15 protein-coding genes are annotated in these 17,322 nt (G+C 29.2%); 14 read left to right on the plus strand and 1 reads right to left on the minus strand.

Translation table 11 applies throughout. The annotated features are described in order from the left end of the window. The first annotated feature begins 5 nt into the window (after positions 1-5). The 7 genes from tpx (at position 6) to BW723_RS15710 (ending at position 7,556) form a co-directional block, all read left to right on the plus strand. Entirely contained in the window at positions 6-503 is a 498-nt protein-coding gene (gene tpx, locus BW723_RS15680; protein ID WP_068357935.1) for a thiol peroxidase, read from the plus strand. 2 nt (positions 504-505) lie between these two features. Next, positions 506-886 (plus strand): diacylglycerol kinase family protein, encoded by a 381-nt coding sequence (locus BW723_RS15685; protein ID WP_068357931.1) that lies wholly within the window; start codon positions 506-508, stop codon positions 884-886. 43 nt (positions 887-929) lie between these two features. Continuing rightward, positions 930-3,401, plus strand: coding sequence for an FtsK/SpoIIIE family DNA translocase (locus BW723_RS15690; RefSeq protein WP_068357928.1), 2,472 nt, complete (start codon positions 930-932; stop codon positions 3,399-3,401). A gap of 37 nt (positions 3,402-3,438) precedes the next feature. Then, positions 3,439-4,095 (plus strand): outer membrane lipoprotein periplasmic chaperone LolA1, encoded by a 657-nt coding sequence (gene lolA1, locus BW723_RS15695; RefSeq protein ID WP_068357925.1) that lies wholly within the window; start codon positions 3,439-3,441, stop codon positions 4,093-4,095. Between the two features lie 61 nt (positions 4,096-4,156). Then, the gene (locus BW723_RS15700) at positions 4,157-5,596 is read left to right on the plus strand and encodes an LptF/LptG family permease (protein WP_068357922.1); all 1,440 of its coding nucleotides are present in this window, start codon (positions 4,157-4,159) and stop codon (positions 5,594-5,596) included. Between the two features lie 5 nt (positions 5,597-5,601). Continuing rightward, on the plus strand, positions 5,602-6,747 hold the full coding sequence (gene ribB, locus BW723_RS15705) for a 3,4-dihydroxy-2-butanone-4-phosphate synthase (RefSeq protein WP_068357919.1): 1,146 nt from the start codon (positions 5,602-5,604) through the stop codon (positions 6,745-6,747). A gap of 74 nt (positions 6,748-6,821) precedes the next feature. Then, positions 6,822-7,556: an SDR family oxidoreductase gene (locus BW723_RS15710; RefSeq protein ID WP_068357916.1), complete on the plus strand. Its 735-nt coding sequence runs from the start codon at positions 6,822-6,824 to the stop codon at positions 7,554-7,556. Here BW723_RS15710 and pepE read toward each other — a convergent pair. Continuing rightward, positions 7,553-8,254 carry a dipeptidase PepE gene (gene pepE / locus BW723_RS15715; RefSeq protein ID WP_068357913.1) on the minus strand — a complete coding sequence of 234 codons (702 nt, stop codon included), beginning with the start codon at positions 8,252-8,254 and terminating at the stop codon, positions 7,553-7,555. The two genes, BW723_RS15710 and pepE, sit on opposite strands and share 4 nt — an antisense overlap. Before the next feature lie 107 nt (positions 8,255-8,361). Between pepE and BW723_RS15720 the strand changes: the two genes are divergently transcribed. The 7 genes from BW723_RS15720 (at position 8,362) to BW723_RS15750 (ending at position 16,677) form a co-directional block, all read left to right on the plus strand. Next, positions 8,362-8,901: a lipocalin family protein gene (locus BW723_RS15720; RefSeq protein ID WP_139059069.1), complete on the plus strand. Its 540-nt coding sequence runs from the start codon at positions 8,362-8,364 to the stop codon at positions 8,899-8,901. 145 nt (positions 8,902-9,046) lie between these two features. Next, entirely contained in the window at positions 9,047-9,790 is a 744-nt protein-coding gene (locus BW723_RS15725) for a peptidase associated/transthyretin-like domain-containing protein (RefSeq protein ID WP_227431581.1), read from the plus strand. Between the two features lie 23 nt (positions 9,791-9,813). Continuing rightward, positions 9,814-10,629 carry a hypothetical protein gene (locus BW723_RS15730; protein ID WP_068357905.1) on the plus strand — a complete coding sequence of 272 codons (816 nt, stop codon included), beginning with the start codon at positions 9,814-9,816 and terminating at the stop codon, positions 10,627-10,629. Positions 10,630-10,756: 127 nt separating this feature from the next. After that, a complete protein-coding gene (locus BW723_RS15735; RefSeq protein ID WP_068357902.1) occupies positions 10,757-11,563 on the plus strand; it encodes a peptidase associated/transthyretin-like domain-containing protein in 807 nt (268 codons plus the stop codon). A gap of 114 nt (positions 11,564-11,677) precedes the next feature. Then, positions 11,678-12,175 carry a DUF6702 family protein gene (locus tag BW723_RS15740; RefSeq protein ID WP_068357900.1) on the plus strand — a complete coding sequence of 166 codons (498 nt, stop codon included), beginning with the start codon at positions 11,678-11,680 and terminating at the stop codon, positions 12,173-12,175. Between the two features lie 16 nt (positions 12,176-12,191). Beyond that, positions 12,192-14,303: a M1 family metallopeptidase gene (locus BW723_RS15745; RefSeq protein WP_068357898.1), complete on the plus strand. Its 2,112-nt coding sequence runs from the start codon at positions 12,192-12,194 to the stop codon at positions 14,301-14,303. Positions 14,304-14,475: 172 nt separating this feature from the next. Next, a complete protein-coding gene (locus BW723_RS15750) occupies positions 14,476-16,677 on the plus strand; it encodes a M1 family metallopeptidase (protein ID WP_068357895.1) in 2,202 nt (733 codons plus the stop codon). The last annotated feature ends 645 nt before the right edge of the window (positions 16,678-17,322 follow it).

Below are 17,322 nucleotides of genomic sequence, written 5' to 3' on the forward strand. Positions count from 1 at the left end.
TTACAATGGCAGATATTACATTAAAAGGAAACGCAATAAACACAGTAGGCAACTTACCAAAAACAGGATCTAAAGCACCTGATTTTAAATTAACTACAGTAGATTTAGCTCAAAAAAGTTTATCAGATTTTGCAGGTAAAAACATCATTTTAAATATTTTTCCGAGTGTAGATACTGGCACTTGTGCAACTTCTGTAAGAGAATTTAATAAAAAAGCTGCAGATTTAGAAAACACAGTTGTATTATGTATTTCTAGAGATTTACCATTTGCTCAAGCTCGTTTTTGTGGTGCAGAAGGTATAGATAATGTAGTAATGCTTTCTGATTTTGCAACAGGTACTTTTGGTAAAGATTACGCGTTAGAAATAGCAAATGGTCCTTTAGCAAACTTACACTCTAGAGCAATTGTTATTATTGATGAAAATGGTAAAGTTGCTTACACCGAACAAGTACCAGAAATTGTTGATGAACCTAATTATGAAAATGCTTTAAAAGCGATTTAATAATGAAAGATCCTAAAGATGGTTTTATAATTGGCAGAATTAAAAGTTTAAAATTTGCATTAAAAGGTATGTGGATTTTAGTTACTACAGAAGATAGTATAAAAGCTCAATTATTCTGTGCCATTATTGCAACTATTATGGGTTTTTATTTTGAGATTTCTACTACAGAATGGGCATTGCAATTTATAATAATTGGCTTAGTATTAGTGGCAGAAGCTGCAAATACAGCTATAGAAGAAGTTGCAGATTTTATTCACCCAGATTATCATAAAAAAATTGGCTTAATTAAAGATATTGCTGCTGGTGCACCAAGTTTCGCTGCATTAATATCTTTAATTGTTGCTGGTTTTATTTATGTACCTAAAATAGCTTTATTATTTTAATCAAATACGTATATTTACGCCTTAAAAAAAATCAAATTTTTTAATGGCTAAAAAGAAACAAAGCGTAAAAAAATCATCAATTTTAACAGAAGAAAAATCAAGTATTTTTTCTTTTTTAAAAACAAGACAAACCCAAACTATCTTTGGTTTTTTCTTGATTATATTTTCGCTTTTCTTATGTATTGCCTTTATTTCCTTTTTTTTTAGTTGGCAAGAAGACCAAAGTGTTCTTAATAAATTAGCCGATAAAACTATAAAAAGTAAAAACTTGCTGGGTAAAATTGGAGCAAGTTTAAGTCATTTTTTTATATATAAAGGTTTTGGCTTAGCTGCTTTTGTTATTGCTTATCAAATTTTTATTTCTGGTGTTGCAGTCTTAGTAAAAAAGAAACTTTCTAGAATTATCATTTCTTGGAACTGGAGTTTGTTTATTATGCTTTGGTTTTCGGTTTCATTAGGATTTTTGCATCAAAAATATGCATTATTGTCTGGTGTAATTGGTTTTGAAGTGAATGATTATGTACAAACATTTATAGGTAAAACAGGTTTAGTTTTAATTTTAGTGTTCTTATTAATTGCATATATTGTACTTCGTTATAAAATAACAATAGATGCTTATCTAGAAAAAGTAAAACAAAATAAAATTGAAAGACAAGCAAGAGAATTTGTTGAAAGCGAACAACAAACAACCACTAAAATTAACAAAAAAGTAGAATTTAAAAATCAAGAAGCTGAAAAGAAAACAGAATTAATAGTTGAAAGTAAAAAGGAAAAATCGGAGTTTGAACTTTCTCTAGAAAATTTAAAACCAACTATTACCAATCATTCTGATGTAACTACAAAAAATGAAGAAATTACTTTAAAAGTTGAACAAGAGATTACACCAGAACTTAAAGTTGAAGAAACTGTAATTGAGGATTTAAAAGAGGTAGAAATTGATATAGCAATTGCAAGAGAAGAAGAGCATTCTGTAGAGAATTTATCAGATAAAGTTTTAAAAGATTTTGGCGAGTTTGATCCAACCTTAGAGCTATCAAACTTTAAATTCCCTACTTTTAATTTACTAAAACAATACAACGAAAGTATTTCTATAGATCCTACTGAACTAGAAGCCAATAAAAATAGAATTGTAGAAACTTTAAAAAACTACAAAATTGGTATCGCAGAAATTAAGGCAACTGTTGGACCAACAATTACACTATATGAAATTGTACCAGAAGCAGGAATTCGTATTTCTAAAATTAAAAATTTAGAAGACGACATTGCACTATCTTTATCTGCTTTGGGTATAAGAATTATTGCTCCAATTCCTGGTAAAGGAACTATTGGTATAGAAGTACCTAATAAAAAATCGACTATAGTTTCTATGCATTCTGCCATTTCATCAAAGAAATTTCAAGAATCGCAAATGCAATTGCCAATAGCTTTAGGTAAAACAATTTCTAATGAAACTTTTGTGGTTGATTTAGCAAAAATGCCTCACTTATTAATGGCAGGTGCAACTGGTCAAGGAAAATCTGTAGGTTTAAATGCGGTTTTAACATCACTCTTATATAAAAAACACCCTGCAGAAGTTAAGTTTGTTTTGGTCGATCCTAAAAAAGTAGAGTTAACTTTATTCAATAAAATTGAACGTCATTATTTGGCTAAATTGCCTGATACTGAAGATGCAATTATTACAGATACTACCAAAGTTGTGCATACATTAAACTCTTTGTGTATAGAAATGGATAATCGTTACGATTTGCTAAAAGCAGCAATGGTAAGAAATATTAAAGAGTACAACACTAAATTTAAACAGCGTAAATTAAATCCTAACGATGGACATCAATTTTTACCTTATATCGTTTTGGTTATTGATGAATTTGCAGATTTAATTATGACAGCTGGTAAAGAAGTAGAAACGCCTATTGCACGTTTAGCTCAATTGGCTAGAGCCATTGGTATTCATTTAATTGTAGCTACACAAAGACCTTCTGTAAACGTAATTACAGGTATTATTAAAGCCAATTTCCCTGCAAGAATTGCATTTAGAGTTACTTCAAAAATTGATTCTAGAACCATTTTAGATGCTGGTGGTGCAGATCAATTAATTGGTCGTGGAGATTTATTATATACCAATGGAAATTCGATAACAAGAATACAATGTGCTTTTGTTGATACTCCAGAAGTAGAAAAAATTACTGATTTTATTGGTTCGCAAAAAGCATACACAGAAGCTCATTTATTACCAGAATATGTAGATGATGAAAGTGGCACAAGTATTGATATTGATGTAGCAGACAGAGATAAATTGTTTAAAGAAGCTGCAGAAATTATTGTTACAGCACAACAAGGTTCTGCTTCTTTATTACAAAGAAAATTAAAATTAGGCTACAACAGAGCTGGTAGATTAATAGATCAATTAGAAGCTGCAGGTATTGTTGGTGGCTTTGAAGGTAGTAAAGCAAGACAAGTGTTAGTTTCAGATTTTATGGCTTTAGAACAATTATTAGAAAACGAAAAAAATCAATAGTGGCTCAGAAAGATTAAGAGCAACAAAATTTTAGAACATGAAAAAAATAACAATCTTATTTTTAAGCTTATTTATAACAAGCATAACTTTTTCACAAACCTCACCAAAAGCAAAAGCATTATTAGATGAAGTTTCATCAAAAATGAGTGCCTATAATAATATGTTTCTTGGTTTTAGTCAGACTTTAAGTAACGAAGAAGCAGGAATTAAAGAAGGTGATGAACCACCAATTAGAGGAGAAATAAATTTGCAAGGCGAAAAATACAATCTAAATTATTTAGGGAATAACTTTATTTACGATGGTAGCAAACTCTATGTAATTAACAACGAAGAAAAAGAAATTTCTATTACAGAAGGAGATATGGATGGCGATGATGGTTTTATTTATCCTTCTAAATTACTTACTTTTTATAAAGAAGGTTATAATTTAGAAATGGGTAAATTAGAAAACATAAATGGTAGAAAAATACAATTTGTAACCTTAAATCCAATTGATAGTGATTCTGAAATTGTAAAAGTTGAATTAGGAATTGATGAAAAAACAAAGCACATTTATAAGTTAGTACAAACTGGTACTAATGGCGCAAAAACTAGTTTTACGATTACAACTTTTAAAAGTAATCAAGCTTTATCAGAAGGTTTTTTTAAGTTTGATAAGCAAAAATATTTGGCTCAAAAATATACAATTGATTAAATATTTCAATTAACAATAAATTAGTAGCATCTTATTAATTAAGATGCTACTTTTGTTTTTTATGAAGATTTTAGATAAATACATCCTAAAGAGTTTTCTAGTACCTTTTGTAGCTACATTTCTAATTGTACTTTTTGTATTAGTAATGCAGGCTTTATGGCAAGCTTTCGAGAATATTGCTGGTAAAGGAATTAGTCTTGTCTTTATTTTAAAGTTTTTATACTACACCACTTTAATGATTATTCCGCAAGCGTTACCAATTGGTGTGCTTTTATCGTCTATTATGGCAATGGGTAATTTAGGTGAAAATTATGAATTTGCTGCAGCTAAATCTGCAGGAATTTCTCTACAAAGGTTGGTAAGACCAATGGCAATTTTAGCGATTGCTTTAAGCGGAATTAACTTCTTGTTTTTAAATAATGTATATCCATATGCAATTTTAAATCAATCGAATTTATATTTAAACATCAAAAAGAAAAAGCCAGCAATGGCTTTAGTTCCTGGAAGTTTTAATGCAGATTTACCTGGTTATCAAATTAAATTTGATGAAAAATACGGTGAAGATGAAAACCTATTAAAAAAAGTTTTAATCTACGATTTAAATAGCAGAAAAGGGAATCAAAAAGTAATAACTGCAGATAGAGGTAAAATTATTACAGAAGAAGGCAGTAGATATATGACCTTTGTTTTGTATGATGGCTATTATTACGAAGAACATATAAAGTCTGCAAGAACACAAAATAAAAGAAAAAGAATGGCAGCATCTAATGCCACTTTTAAGGAATATGAATTCAATATTGATATTTCATCGATAATGGGAGGTGATTTAGATACCAACAGAGTTACCAATCATTTTAGAATGCTAACCTTAAAAGAATTAAAGGATACCATACCAAAATTAAAAGGTAGGTATGATGAAATTTTAGGTTTACGAGCAAAAAATATTTACATCAGTACACAAGCTAAAGAATTATATAAATACCCAGATTCTTTAAAAAATAACAAACTAGATAGCATTACTTTAAATAACTTTGAGATTAAAGATAAAATTTCTATTTTAAATTCTGCTACTACAAAAACAAATAGAGTTTTAAGTACATTAAAAAACAATACAGAAACCGTTAAATGGAACAGAAAAGGTCTTAATTTTTACGATACAGAATATTATAATAGAATTGCTTTTTCTTTATCGTGCGTTATTCTCTTTTTTATTGGTGCGCCTTTAGGCTCCATTATTAGAAAAGGTGGTTTTGGTATGCCAATGATATTGGCCATAGCCATCTATGTAACTTATTTCTTTACCAATACTTTTGGTAGAAATTTAGCAGAAGAAAGTACTGTTTCTGCATTTTTAGGTTCTTGGGTTTCTGCAATTATTATGATTCCTGTTGCTATTTTATTAACCAGAAGAGCTACAAAAGACAAAGGAATTTTTAATATTGATTCCTTTTTACAACCTATTACTAAAATATTTAAAAAAATAGTACCTAAAAAAAGGTAGAAAATATGACATCACAAATTTCAGATAAAAAAACACAATTAAATACTATAGAAGAAGCTATTACCGATATTAAAAACGGTAAAGTTATTATAGTTGTAGATGATGAAAACAGAGAGAATGAAGGTGATTTTTTAGCCGCTGCAGAAATGGCTACGCCAGAGATGATTAACTTTATGGCTACTCATGGCCGTGGATTAATTTGTGCGCCTTTAACTGAAACTCGTTGTAAAGAATTACAGTTGGGTATGATGGTGAATAATAACACAGACCCAATGGAAACCGCTTTTACAGTTTCTGTAGATTTACGTGGTAAAGGAGTTACAACTGGTATTTCTGCATCTGATAGAGCATTAACAATTAAAGCTTTAATAGATAAAGAAACCAAACCATTCGATTTAGGAAGACCAGGTCATATTTTTCCGTTAATTGCTAGAGAAGGTGGTGTTTTACGTAGAACAGGTCATACAGAAGCAGCCATAGATTTTGCAAGATTAGCAGGTTTACAACCAGCAGGAGTTATTGTAGAAATTATGAATGATGATGGTTCAATGGCTCGTTTACCTCAACTTTTAGAAGTCGCTAAAAAGTTTGATATTAAAATAGTTTCTATCGAAGATTTAGTAGCTTATAGAATGGAACACGATTCGTTAATAGAAAAGAAAGAAGACTTTAATATAGAAACTCGTTTTGGTAAATTTAGATTAAGAGCTTACCAACAAACTACAAATAACCAAGTACACATTGCCTTAACCAAAGGGAATTGGATCAATGATGAAGGCGTTTTAACAAGAATAAATTCCACTTTGGTAAATAACGATATTCTTGGAACTTTAACCAATAATGCCGATAAGAAATTAGACCAAATGTTTAAGGTGATTAATGATCATGAAAAAGGAGCAATTTTATTCATCAATCAACAAAATCAATCTAAAAACTTATTAAGTAGATTAGCTGTTTTAAAAGAAAGTCAGAAAAATGGTGAAATGAAAGCACCTGCAATTTCTATGGATCAAAGAGATTTTGGAATTGGTGCTCAAATTCTGCACGATTTAAATATCAGCAAACTAAAATTGATAACGAATACTCAACAAACCAAAAGAGTGGGAATGATTGGTTATGGTTTAGAAATTATTGATTATGTTAATTATTAAACTATTAACAAATCTAACTTTCTAAAAAAACACGAAATACTTACCTTTTTACTTTCTAAAAAAACATTTAATTTATGAAAGTAAAAGATAAAGTTGTAATTGTAACTGGAGCATCCAAAGGAATAGGAAAAGAAATTGCAATACTCTTAGCCAAAAATGGTGCTAAAGTTGTTGTTAATTATTCCAATAGCGAAAAAGAAGCAAATGCTGTAGTTGATGCTATTAAAAAAAATAATGGTAAAGCTTTTGCTTTTAAAGCTGATGTTAGCAAAAAAGAAGAAGTAATTGCTCTTTTTGATAAAACTATTGCCAGCTTTGGTAAAATAGATGTTTTAGTAAATAATGCTGGTGTAATGTCTGCCAAAAAACTAAAAGATAATTCAGAAGCAGATTTCGACAAGCATTTTAATGTAAACGTAAAAGGTATTTTAAATACGCTACAAGAAGCAGAAAGCAAACTTGCAGATAATGGAAATATTGTAAATATTTCTTCTAGTACTGTAAAATTAATGTTACCAACTTACGCAATTTACTCAGCATCTAAAGCAGCAGTAGAACAAATTACACGTGTATTTTCTAAAGAGATTGGTAGAGGGATTTCTGTAAATGCCGTAGCTCCTGGTCCAACAGAAACCAACTTGTTTTTAGAAGGAAAGTCTGATGAATTTATAGAAAAACTAAAAGGAATGAATGCTTTTCATAGACTTGCTAAACCAATAGACATTGCTCAAGTGGTTTTATTTATGGCAAGTGATGAATCTAAATGGATTTCTGGACAAGTTATTGGAGCAAATGGAGCAATGGTTTAAATTAAAACCTCTACTCCACTTTTTAATTCAATTGGTTTTTGGTTTTTACGAAACAATCTTGCTGTTAATTTTCCACGTAAATAAATAGCATTATCCACAACCTCTAACCAACTACCTTCTCGTAAACCTAACACAGAAATATCATTAAAAACGTGAAATTCTTTTATTCTGGTTTCTCGAGTTTCTCCCATATGTTTAGAACCTTTTATAGGATCTAAATAATGGGCGTTAATATTAAAGGGAATACAACCTAAAGTAGTAAAACTTGGCGGATACACAATTGGCATATCATTAGTATTCTTCATATTTATACCACAAATATTGCTCCCTGCACTTGTACCTAAATAAGCTGTCCCGTTTTCTAAAACTTCTTTTAAGGTTGATAAAACATCATTTTTATACAATTGATTTACCAACTCAAAAGTATTACCACCTCCTGTAAAAATAGCTTCTGCATTTAATATTGCTTCTTTAGGATTTTTAAATTGATGAATTCCTTTTACCTCTATATTTATGGTAGAAAATGCTTTGTGTGCAATTGCTGTATATGCATCGTAAGTAATGCCACTTGGTCTTGCATAAGGTATAAAAAGTAACGTTTTTACATCAGCAAAAAAAGACTTTAATGTTAGTAATAAATATTCTAAATAACCACTTCCGTGAATGGTAGATGTACTTGCAATAATCATTTTTTTCATAAAAGAGAAATCGATCTAATTGATAATAATCTTAATAATTCTAAAATTATTTTTTTTGTAAATATTAATTGGCTAAATTAACTAATTAAATATTTAAGCCTCAAAATATGAAAACTAAAATTTTTATGCTCACGTTATTTATTAGTTTGTTTTATGCTTGCGAAATTTCTAATACAACAGACGTAGAAATTAATACTTTAGATTTAGTAGGTACTTGGTCTTTAACAAATATTGTAATAGATAATGCTGAATTAAACGTAACAAGTCCTGTTATTACTACAATTACAGGTAGCGGATTTGGAAAAGATTTGAATGCAACACTTACTTTTTCTGAAAATCCTAATCTTGCTGAAATTAATGGCGATTTAACTTTTGTTTTAAACTATAATTTAACTGGCGAAACTTATACAGAAGAACTTTATTTAGATAATATCTTTTTCAATGACACTTTTAGTTTTTTATCAAGTTCCTGGGAGTTAGATGGTAATGTACTAACACTAAACGAAGGTGGTGAACAATTAAATATTGATCTTATCTCTTATATTGATGACATTTTAACCATAGAAGTAGATGTTAACAAAACAATTACTGTAGATGATGTTACTTCTATTGTAACTGGTAAAGCCACTTTAACTATAGAAAAATAATATTTTTAAACAAATTATCTTAAAAGCATCGTAAAATTTATGATGCTTTTTCTGTTTAACAAAAGTTTATAAAAGCATTAATAGAGTTTTAAGAGCTACTCCCCTTTTCTTTGTTAATATGAGAAATTTGGCACTACTTTGTTGTATGTTATTTTGTATTTTGTCTTACAGTCAAGAAACAAGAAAAGTAATTACTGGTAAAATCTTGTTTGATGATGAAGCTGTTAAAGATGCACATATCATCAATAAAAACTCTAATCAAGGAGCAAGTACCAACGATTTTGGCTTGTTCGAAATTCCGGTTGCTATTGGTGATGTAATCACGTTTTCTCACATCAATCTTCAAAAAAAAGAAATTACAATTACCCAAGAAATTATAGACCAAGAAATCTTTCTAATTACTCTAAAAGGTAAAACTTATGAATTAGAAGAAATTGTTTTAGAAAAACCAAAGAGCATATTTTATGTAGATCCAGAAATAATGCCACCACCAACCGTAAATGCAAAAACACTGAATTTACCTTATGCAAATACAATTGCTAAAAAAGATTATGCTGTTGTAAAATTTAGATCTGGTGCAGCTGTAAATTTAGACAATTTAATAATTTCTTTAAACGGAAATCTTAGACGTGAAAAAGAATTAAAAAAAATAAAGTTAGAAGATAAAGCACTTGCAAAAATTAGAAAATATTTTACAGATGATTTTTTTATAACAGACTTAAATATAAAACCAGAAAATATATATCCGTTTTTAAATTATTGTTATAAGAAAAACATCATAAATTATTTTAACAAAGAAAACAATTTGGCTGTTACAAGAATTTTAATTCAAGAAAGCAGAACTTTTCCGCAGAAGAAAACCGAAATCACATTGCTCGAAGAAAAGTAAGATTATCAATCTAAAAATGCTATATGATAAAAAAACTACTCTTATTTTTTTCGTTTTTTATTATAATTTTAAACGCTTCTTCACAAGAAAATAAAACTATAATTAACGGAAAAATTTTAGATTCTTTAGGTATTGTTAAAAATGCAAACATCATAAACCTAAATACAAAACTAGGTACTTTTTCTAATGATTTTGGTGTATTCAGAATGTTAGTTTCTAAAGGAGATTCTTTAATAATTTCTTCTGTACAGCATAGATCAAAAAAAATATACGTTTCAGATAAAATTATATCAGAAAATAATTTAGAAATTTCTTTAAAATTAAACATCTACACTTTAGATGAATTTGTGTTAAAAAGACACGATTTAATGGGTAGATTGGCTGTTGATGTAAAATCTTTACCCAAAAATAAACAAGATTCCATATTAAGAGATGTTATGGATTTTTCTAAAGTGAATTTTGAGCATCAAGATACTAGAATTGATGCAAATATAAGAGCAAAACCTATAATTGCTAAAACTGTTTCCAATCAATATTCTGGTTTAAAAGTCGGTAAAGTTTTAAGTAAACTCAATCCTTTTAAAAAAGACAAAAAAACGAAACCTTTAGAAGATAATTTAAGTTATTTAGAGGCATTTCCTACTAAATTATTAAGTGAACTTGGTGAAGACTACTTTTATAATCAATTAAAGATTCCCAAAGAAAAATATTATCATTTTTTAGAATATTGCAAACCTTTAAATATCGAAAAAATGTACAAAAATGGTAGGGTTTTAGAAGTTATAGAGGTACTAAGAACCCAAAGTTTTCAATATCTTAAAATTATCAGTAAAAAATAACTGAACAAAATTCATCCATAGTAAATTCTTTAAACTACTTCTTAATAATAGTTTTTAACATAAGTTTAAAACAGATTTTTTAAACCATAAACAATAAAAGTTTTACTTTGTAAGTAAAGTTTTATTTATGATAAAAAAATTATTGCTATTTTTTCTTTTTTTAGGATGCACTTTAAGCGCTTATTCACAAAAGAAACCTAAAATAATTATTGGTAAAATCACAGATTCTTTAGGTATTGTTAAGAATGCGAATATCATCAACCTAAAAACAAATCAAGGTACTTTCTCTAGTGAGCAAGGTTTGTATAGAATTTTTGCTTCAGAAGGAGATACACTTCGCTTTTCTTCTGTACAGCATCAATCTAAAAAAATTGTAATTACAGAACGTATTATAGATGCTAAAGAACTAAACGTAAAACTAAAACTTACCATTTATACTTTAGATGAGTTTGATTTAAAAAGACACAATTTAATGGGTAGATTAGGTGTAGATTTAAAAGATGTACCTAATAATAAGAAAGACTCTTTATTAAGAAGTGCTTTAGATTTTTCTAATATCGATTTTAGTGAAGTAGACCCTAGAATAGATGCCAACATAAGAGCAAAACCACCAGAAAATAATGTAGATCCTATTAGTAAATTTTCTGGTGCAGGAGCTGCAGCTGTTATGCCTTTTAAATATTCTGAAAGGTTATGGGCTTTGCGTAAAGAATTGGCTCGAAAAAAAGCATTTCCTTATCAAATACTATCTGAACTTGGTGAGCAGTTTTTCTTTGATCAATTAAAAATACCAATAGAAAACTATTTTCACTTTTTAGAGTACTGTAATCCTTTAGGTATAGAAGATTTGCATAAAGAAGGTAAAACTCTAGAATTGATTAAAATATTAAGAGCTGAAAGTATTTCTTACCTAAAAATCGAGAAAAAAGAGTAATTTAGCTCAAAACTTGAATAATTATTATCAAAATAAACAAAAAGCAAAGAATTCACTAATAAAAAATACAGTTTATATCACATTTTAAAGTGAGTTTATAGTAAAGCAATTCTAATGAAATTAAAAAACACCTTATTACTCTTTTTAATTATTCCGCTTTTATCTTTTTCGGTTCATAAATATTATTTGAGTTTAACCCAAATAAATTACAAGCCAGAAGCCAAAGCAATTCAAATTACCATTAATGTTTTTATGGATGATATTGAAACAGCTTTAAACAAAGACAACAACATAGATTTACAATTAACCACAAAAAAAGAACTTAAAAATAACGATATCTATTTCGAAAATTATTTAAAAGATAAACTCTTTTTTAAGGTAGATAATATCTCAAAAAACTTTAATTATATTGGCAAAGAATATGATGGAGATTTGGTTTTCTTTTATTTAGAAATAGAAAACATAGAAAAAGTAACTACAATCGATGTTACCAACAAGATTTTAATTGAGCATTTTGATGAACAACAAAACTTAATAAAATCGAAAGTAAATGGTAAAAGCAAAAGTAAGTTATTAACCAAAGAAGAAAATTCAGTACAACTCAAATATTAACACAAACAAACATTTTATGAAAAAAATTGGACTCTTATTGTTCTCATTTGCATTTGCTGCCAATTCTTATGGCCAAATCACAAAACAAGGACATACAAATCAAAATAAGTTTAAGCAATTAAAACAAGAATTACCAACACCAAATTTAGAGAGAACTGCCTCTGGTAAACCTGGTAAAGAGTACACACAGCAGAAAGTAGATTATGTAATGGACATTACTTTAGATGATGCCAATACAAAAATTACAGGCTCAGAAACCATTACTTATCATAACAATTCTAAAGACGATTTAGAGTATTTATGGGTACAATTAGACCAGAATATGAGAGCTGCAGACTCTAAAACTCCAGACATTAGTCCGAGTAGAATTAGAACTAAAATGAGTAAAGGCAGATATAATAGAGCTTTTCCAGAAGAACGTTTTGATGGTGGTTTTAATATAATGAGTGTTACTAATAAAGATGGTAGCCCATTATTACATACTATTAACCAAACAATGATGCGTATTAACTTAGTAGAACCTTTAGCTTCTGGAGCTACTTTTGAGTTTAATATTTCTTGGTGGTACAACATCAACAATCATAGAACAGATGGTGGTAGATCTGGTTACGAGCATTTTGATGAAAATGACAATAACAATTATGTAATTGCACAGTTTTACCCAAGAATGTGTGTTTATGATAATGTAGAAGGATGGCAAAACGACCAATTCTGGGGAAGAAGTGAATTCGCATTAGAATTTGGAGATTTTACGGTTAACATTACAGTACCAGAAGACCATATGTTAGGTGCAACAGGAGTTTTACAAAACGAAAGTGAAGTTTTAACCAAAAAGGAACAAAAAAGATTAGAAACTGCAAGAAAAACTTTTGATGATGTAGTTGTTATTAGAACTCAAAAAGAAGCAGAAAAGATTGAAAAATCGAAAGCAACAGGTACTAAAACTTGGAAATTTGTTGCAGAAAACGTGCGTGATTATGCATTTGCAACATCAAGAAAATTTATTTGGGATGCTATGGCTGTAGATATTAATGGTAAAACTGTAATGGCTTATTCATTATATTCTAAAGAAGCAAATCCATTATATGGTGATCATTCTACAAAAGCAGTTGCACAAACTTTAGAAACATATTCTAAATATACTTTCGATTATCCTTACCACAAAGCAATTTCTGTTGATGGGCAAATGGGTATGGAATATCCTCAAATTTGTTTTAATCCTGGTAGACCAGATTTACCAGATGGTGGTTATTCTGATAGAATGAAATACAGAATGGTTAAAGTTACAATTCACGAAGTTGGCCATAACTTTTTCCCAATGATTGTAAATTCTGATGAAAGACAATGGACTTGGATGGACGAAGGTTTAAACTCATATATGGAAATGTTAGCTGAGTTAGATTACGATCCTAACTTTCCAATTACAAGAGGTTATCCTAAAAATATTGTAAGATATATGTCTGGAGATCAATCTAGAATTGCTCCAATTATGTCTAAAGGAGATAACGTATATAGTTTTGGTTCTAACGCTTATGGTAAACCAGCAACAGCTCTTTGGATTTTAAGAGAAACCATTATGGGTAAAGAATTATTTGACCACGCTTTTAGAACTTATTCACAAAGATGGATGTTTAAACGCCCATCACCAGCAGATTTCTTTAGAACTATGGAAGATGCCTCTGGTATAGATTTAGACTGGTTTTGGAGAGGATGGTTTTACACTACAGATGTTACTGATATAGGTATTAAAGGTGTTAAAAAATATGCTACAAAAGAATCTGGAGATACAGTTGAGTTTGTAGAAGATACTACAGAAGGTTTAGGTTTTGCTAAAAATGAAAACAAATATCATTACGAAATCACTTACGAAAAACCAGGTGGATTAGTAATGCCAATTATTGTAGAATTTACTTATAAAGATGGTACAAAAGAGAAAAAAACATACCCAGCACAAATCTGGAGATATAATGATAAAGAAGTAACTAAAGTTTTTTCATCATCTAAACAAATAGAAAGCATAATGATAGATCCTGATTTAGAAACTGCAGATGTAGATACTTCTAACAATGCATTTCCTAAAGAAACAGCAAACAAATTCGACAAGTTTAAATCGAAAATAAAAGGATAAAATCTTAAGTCTGTAAAAGACACTATTTACTTTACTAAAAGTTAATTTAAAAGGCAATATGTGTACATATTGCCTTTTATTATGATAAAGGTTTGTTAAAATTTTAACAAACCTTTACCTCTTTGTATAGTAATTGTTAATTTTAGCCTAAATAAAATTCAAATCATAACAAATGAAAAAAATCTCTTTATTCGTATTTTCTTTATTCTTTATAAGCACTGTTAGCATTGCGCAAGAAAAAAAGGAAGAAAAGAAAACGCAACAAGGACACACAGACCAAAACAAATTCAGACAAATGAAAGATGTTTTGGCAACGCCTAACGATCAGCATACAGCTTCTGGTGCTCCAGGACATCAATATACGCAACAAAAAGTTGATTATATTATGGACATTCGTTTAGAAGAAAGTACAAATAAAATTTATGGTGATGAAAAAATAACGTATCACAATAACTCTAAAGACAATTTAGAATATTTATGGGTACAGTTAGACCAAAATATGAGAGCTGACGATTCTAAAACTCCGTTAGCAAAATCTGAAGGTGCATCTGCATTTATAACACCAAGTAACTTTAAAAGTACCTATTTAAAAGAAGGTAAAGGTTTTGGTTTTAATATAGAAAAAGTAACAAGTGCTGGTAAACCATTATCACATTTCATCAACAGAACAATGATGAGAGTTAATTTACCTAAAGCTTTAGCTCCTGGTGAAAGCTTTGAGTTTAGCATAAAATGGAATTATAAAATTAACGACATTAACAAAGATGGAGGTCGTTCTGGTTTAGAATCTTTTCCTGATGGAAACAACAACTACACAATTGCACAATTTTTTCCAAGATTAGCAGTATATAATAATGTAGAAGGATGGCAAAATATGCAATTCTGGGGACGTTCTGAGTGGGCTTTAGAATTTGGAGATTATGAAGTTAACTTAACTGTACCAGAAGATCATATTGTAGATGCTACAGGTGTTTTACAAAACGAAAAAGATGTTTTAACTAAAACACAACGTAAACGTTGGGAAGCTGCCAGAAAATCTTTTGATAAACCAGTTTTAATCGTAACTCAAGAAGAAGCTGAAAAAGCTGAAAAAGGACGTGCAACAGGTACAAAAACTTGGACATTTAAAGCACAACAGGTAAGAGATTTTGCTTTTGCAACATCAAGAAAATACATTTGGGATGCTATGGCTACAGATGTAAATGGTAAAACGGTTATGGCTGTATCATTATACCCTAAAGAAGGTAATCCTTTATGGGAAGAGCACTCAACAAGAGCTGTAGCCACTACTTTAATTGAATATTCTAAGTTAACGTTTACCTATCCTTATCCTAAAGCAATTTCTGTACATTCAGAAAGACAAGGTATGGAGTACCCAATGATTTGTTTCAACTTTGGTCGTCCAAATCCTGATGGAACGTATTCAGACAGAACTAAAAAAGGAATGTTAGGTGTAATTATCCACGAAGTTGGGCACAACTTTTTCCCAATGATTGTAAATTCTGATGAAAGACAATGGACATGGATGGATGAAGGTTTAAACTCTTTTGTAGAAATTTTAGCAGAAGATGTTTACGATCCTGAATTATTTGCATCAAACCCTGCAAAAAATATTACACGTTATATGGGTGGAGATCAATCTAACATCTCTCCTATCATGTCTCAAGGAGATTATGTAAAACAATTCGGACCAAATGCATATTCTAAACCAGCTGCTGGTTTATATATGTTACGTAAAACAATTATGGGTCCAGAATTATTTGATCACGCTTTTAGAACTTATTCACAAAGATGGATGTTTAAACACCCAACTCCAGAAGATTTCTTTAGATCTATGGAAGATGCATCTGGTATGGATTTAGATTGGTTTTTTAGAGGATGGTTTTATACTACAGATGTTACAGACATAGGTATTAAAAATGTGAAACCTTTATATTTAACTGATAAGCCAAGTGAAAGAGTAACTAAGTTAAAAGAACAATACAAACAGTATTTTGATAACTTAGGAGACTTAGTTTACATTACTGATAAAAAAGAAGATGCAAACCCAAAAGCAATGGATAAATATTTAGATGGTGTAGAAGCGCCAAGCTATATTTACTCAGTAGAATTCGAAAAACCAGGAGGTTTAGTAATGCCATTAATCGTAGAATTAACCTATGCTGATGGTACTACAGAAAGACAAACTTTCCCAGCACAAATTTGGATGAAAGATGATGCCACTGTAAAAAGAATTTTCTCTTCTACACAAGAAATTAAAAGTTTTAAAGTAGATCCAGATCAAGAAACTGCAGATGTAAATACATCTAACAACAGCTGGCCAAAACCACAAACTGATAAGTTTGATCAATTTAAAGCTAAAGTAAAAGGATAAGATTTTCTACTTATATTATTTGAACGTAAACCTCGTAATTACTACAATTCAGTAATTACGAGGTTTATTTTTTTAAGTGATTTTTTTAGTTTAGAAATCATACAATTAGAAGAATTGAAGTCGATTTAAATTAAGGAAACTATAATAATTGAATATGTAAAGTCATCCAATTTATTGGTAAGAAAAAAGGTTAAACTAATTTTCGAATTAGCTAAAATGATATATTTTAAAAAAATACATTATTCTTTTTATATATAGACAGTTATACCATTTTTTAATTTTCTTTTAATTAGAATTGCAGGTTGGTGATTAATATCGAATTTTGGGAAGTTTCGTTTTTCGCTAAGTACTTCTGGTTTATCTTCTGCTGTACCTTTAAAACCATTTTAAATTTACCCACTGCAATTTTACCATCTGCCAAATACTCTTCTAATTTAATACCTAATACCAACAAAACAGCTTTTACATCTTCACTATGCAATGTATACTAAATACAAATCATATCTAGATCTATTGTATCCGTATTTATTGCTTGCAAAATATATTGTTCTTTGTTAACACCAATACAATTATTTCTTTTTGTTATTCTAAACCTTAATGCCATACCATTTAAAATTTCTATTGTTAGAATATATAAATACTTAA

It is taken from the genome of Polaribacter reichenbachii (assembly GCF_001975665.1).
Lineage (GTDB): Bacteria > Bacteroidota > Bacteroidia > Flavobacteriales > Flavobacteriaceae > Polaribacter > Polaribacter reichenbachii.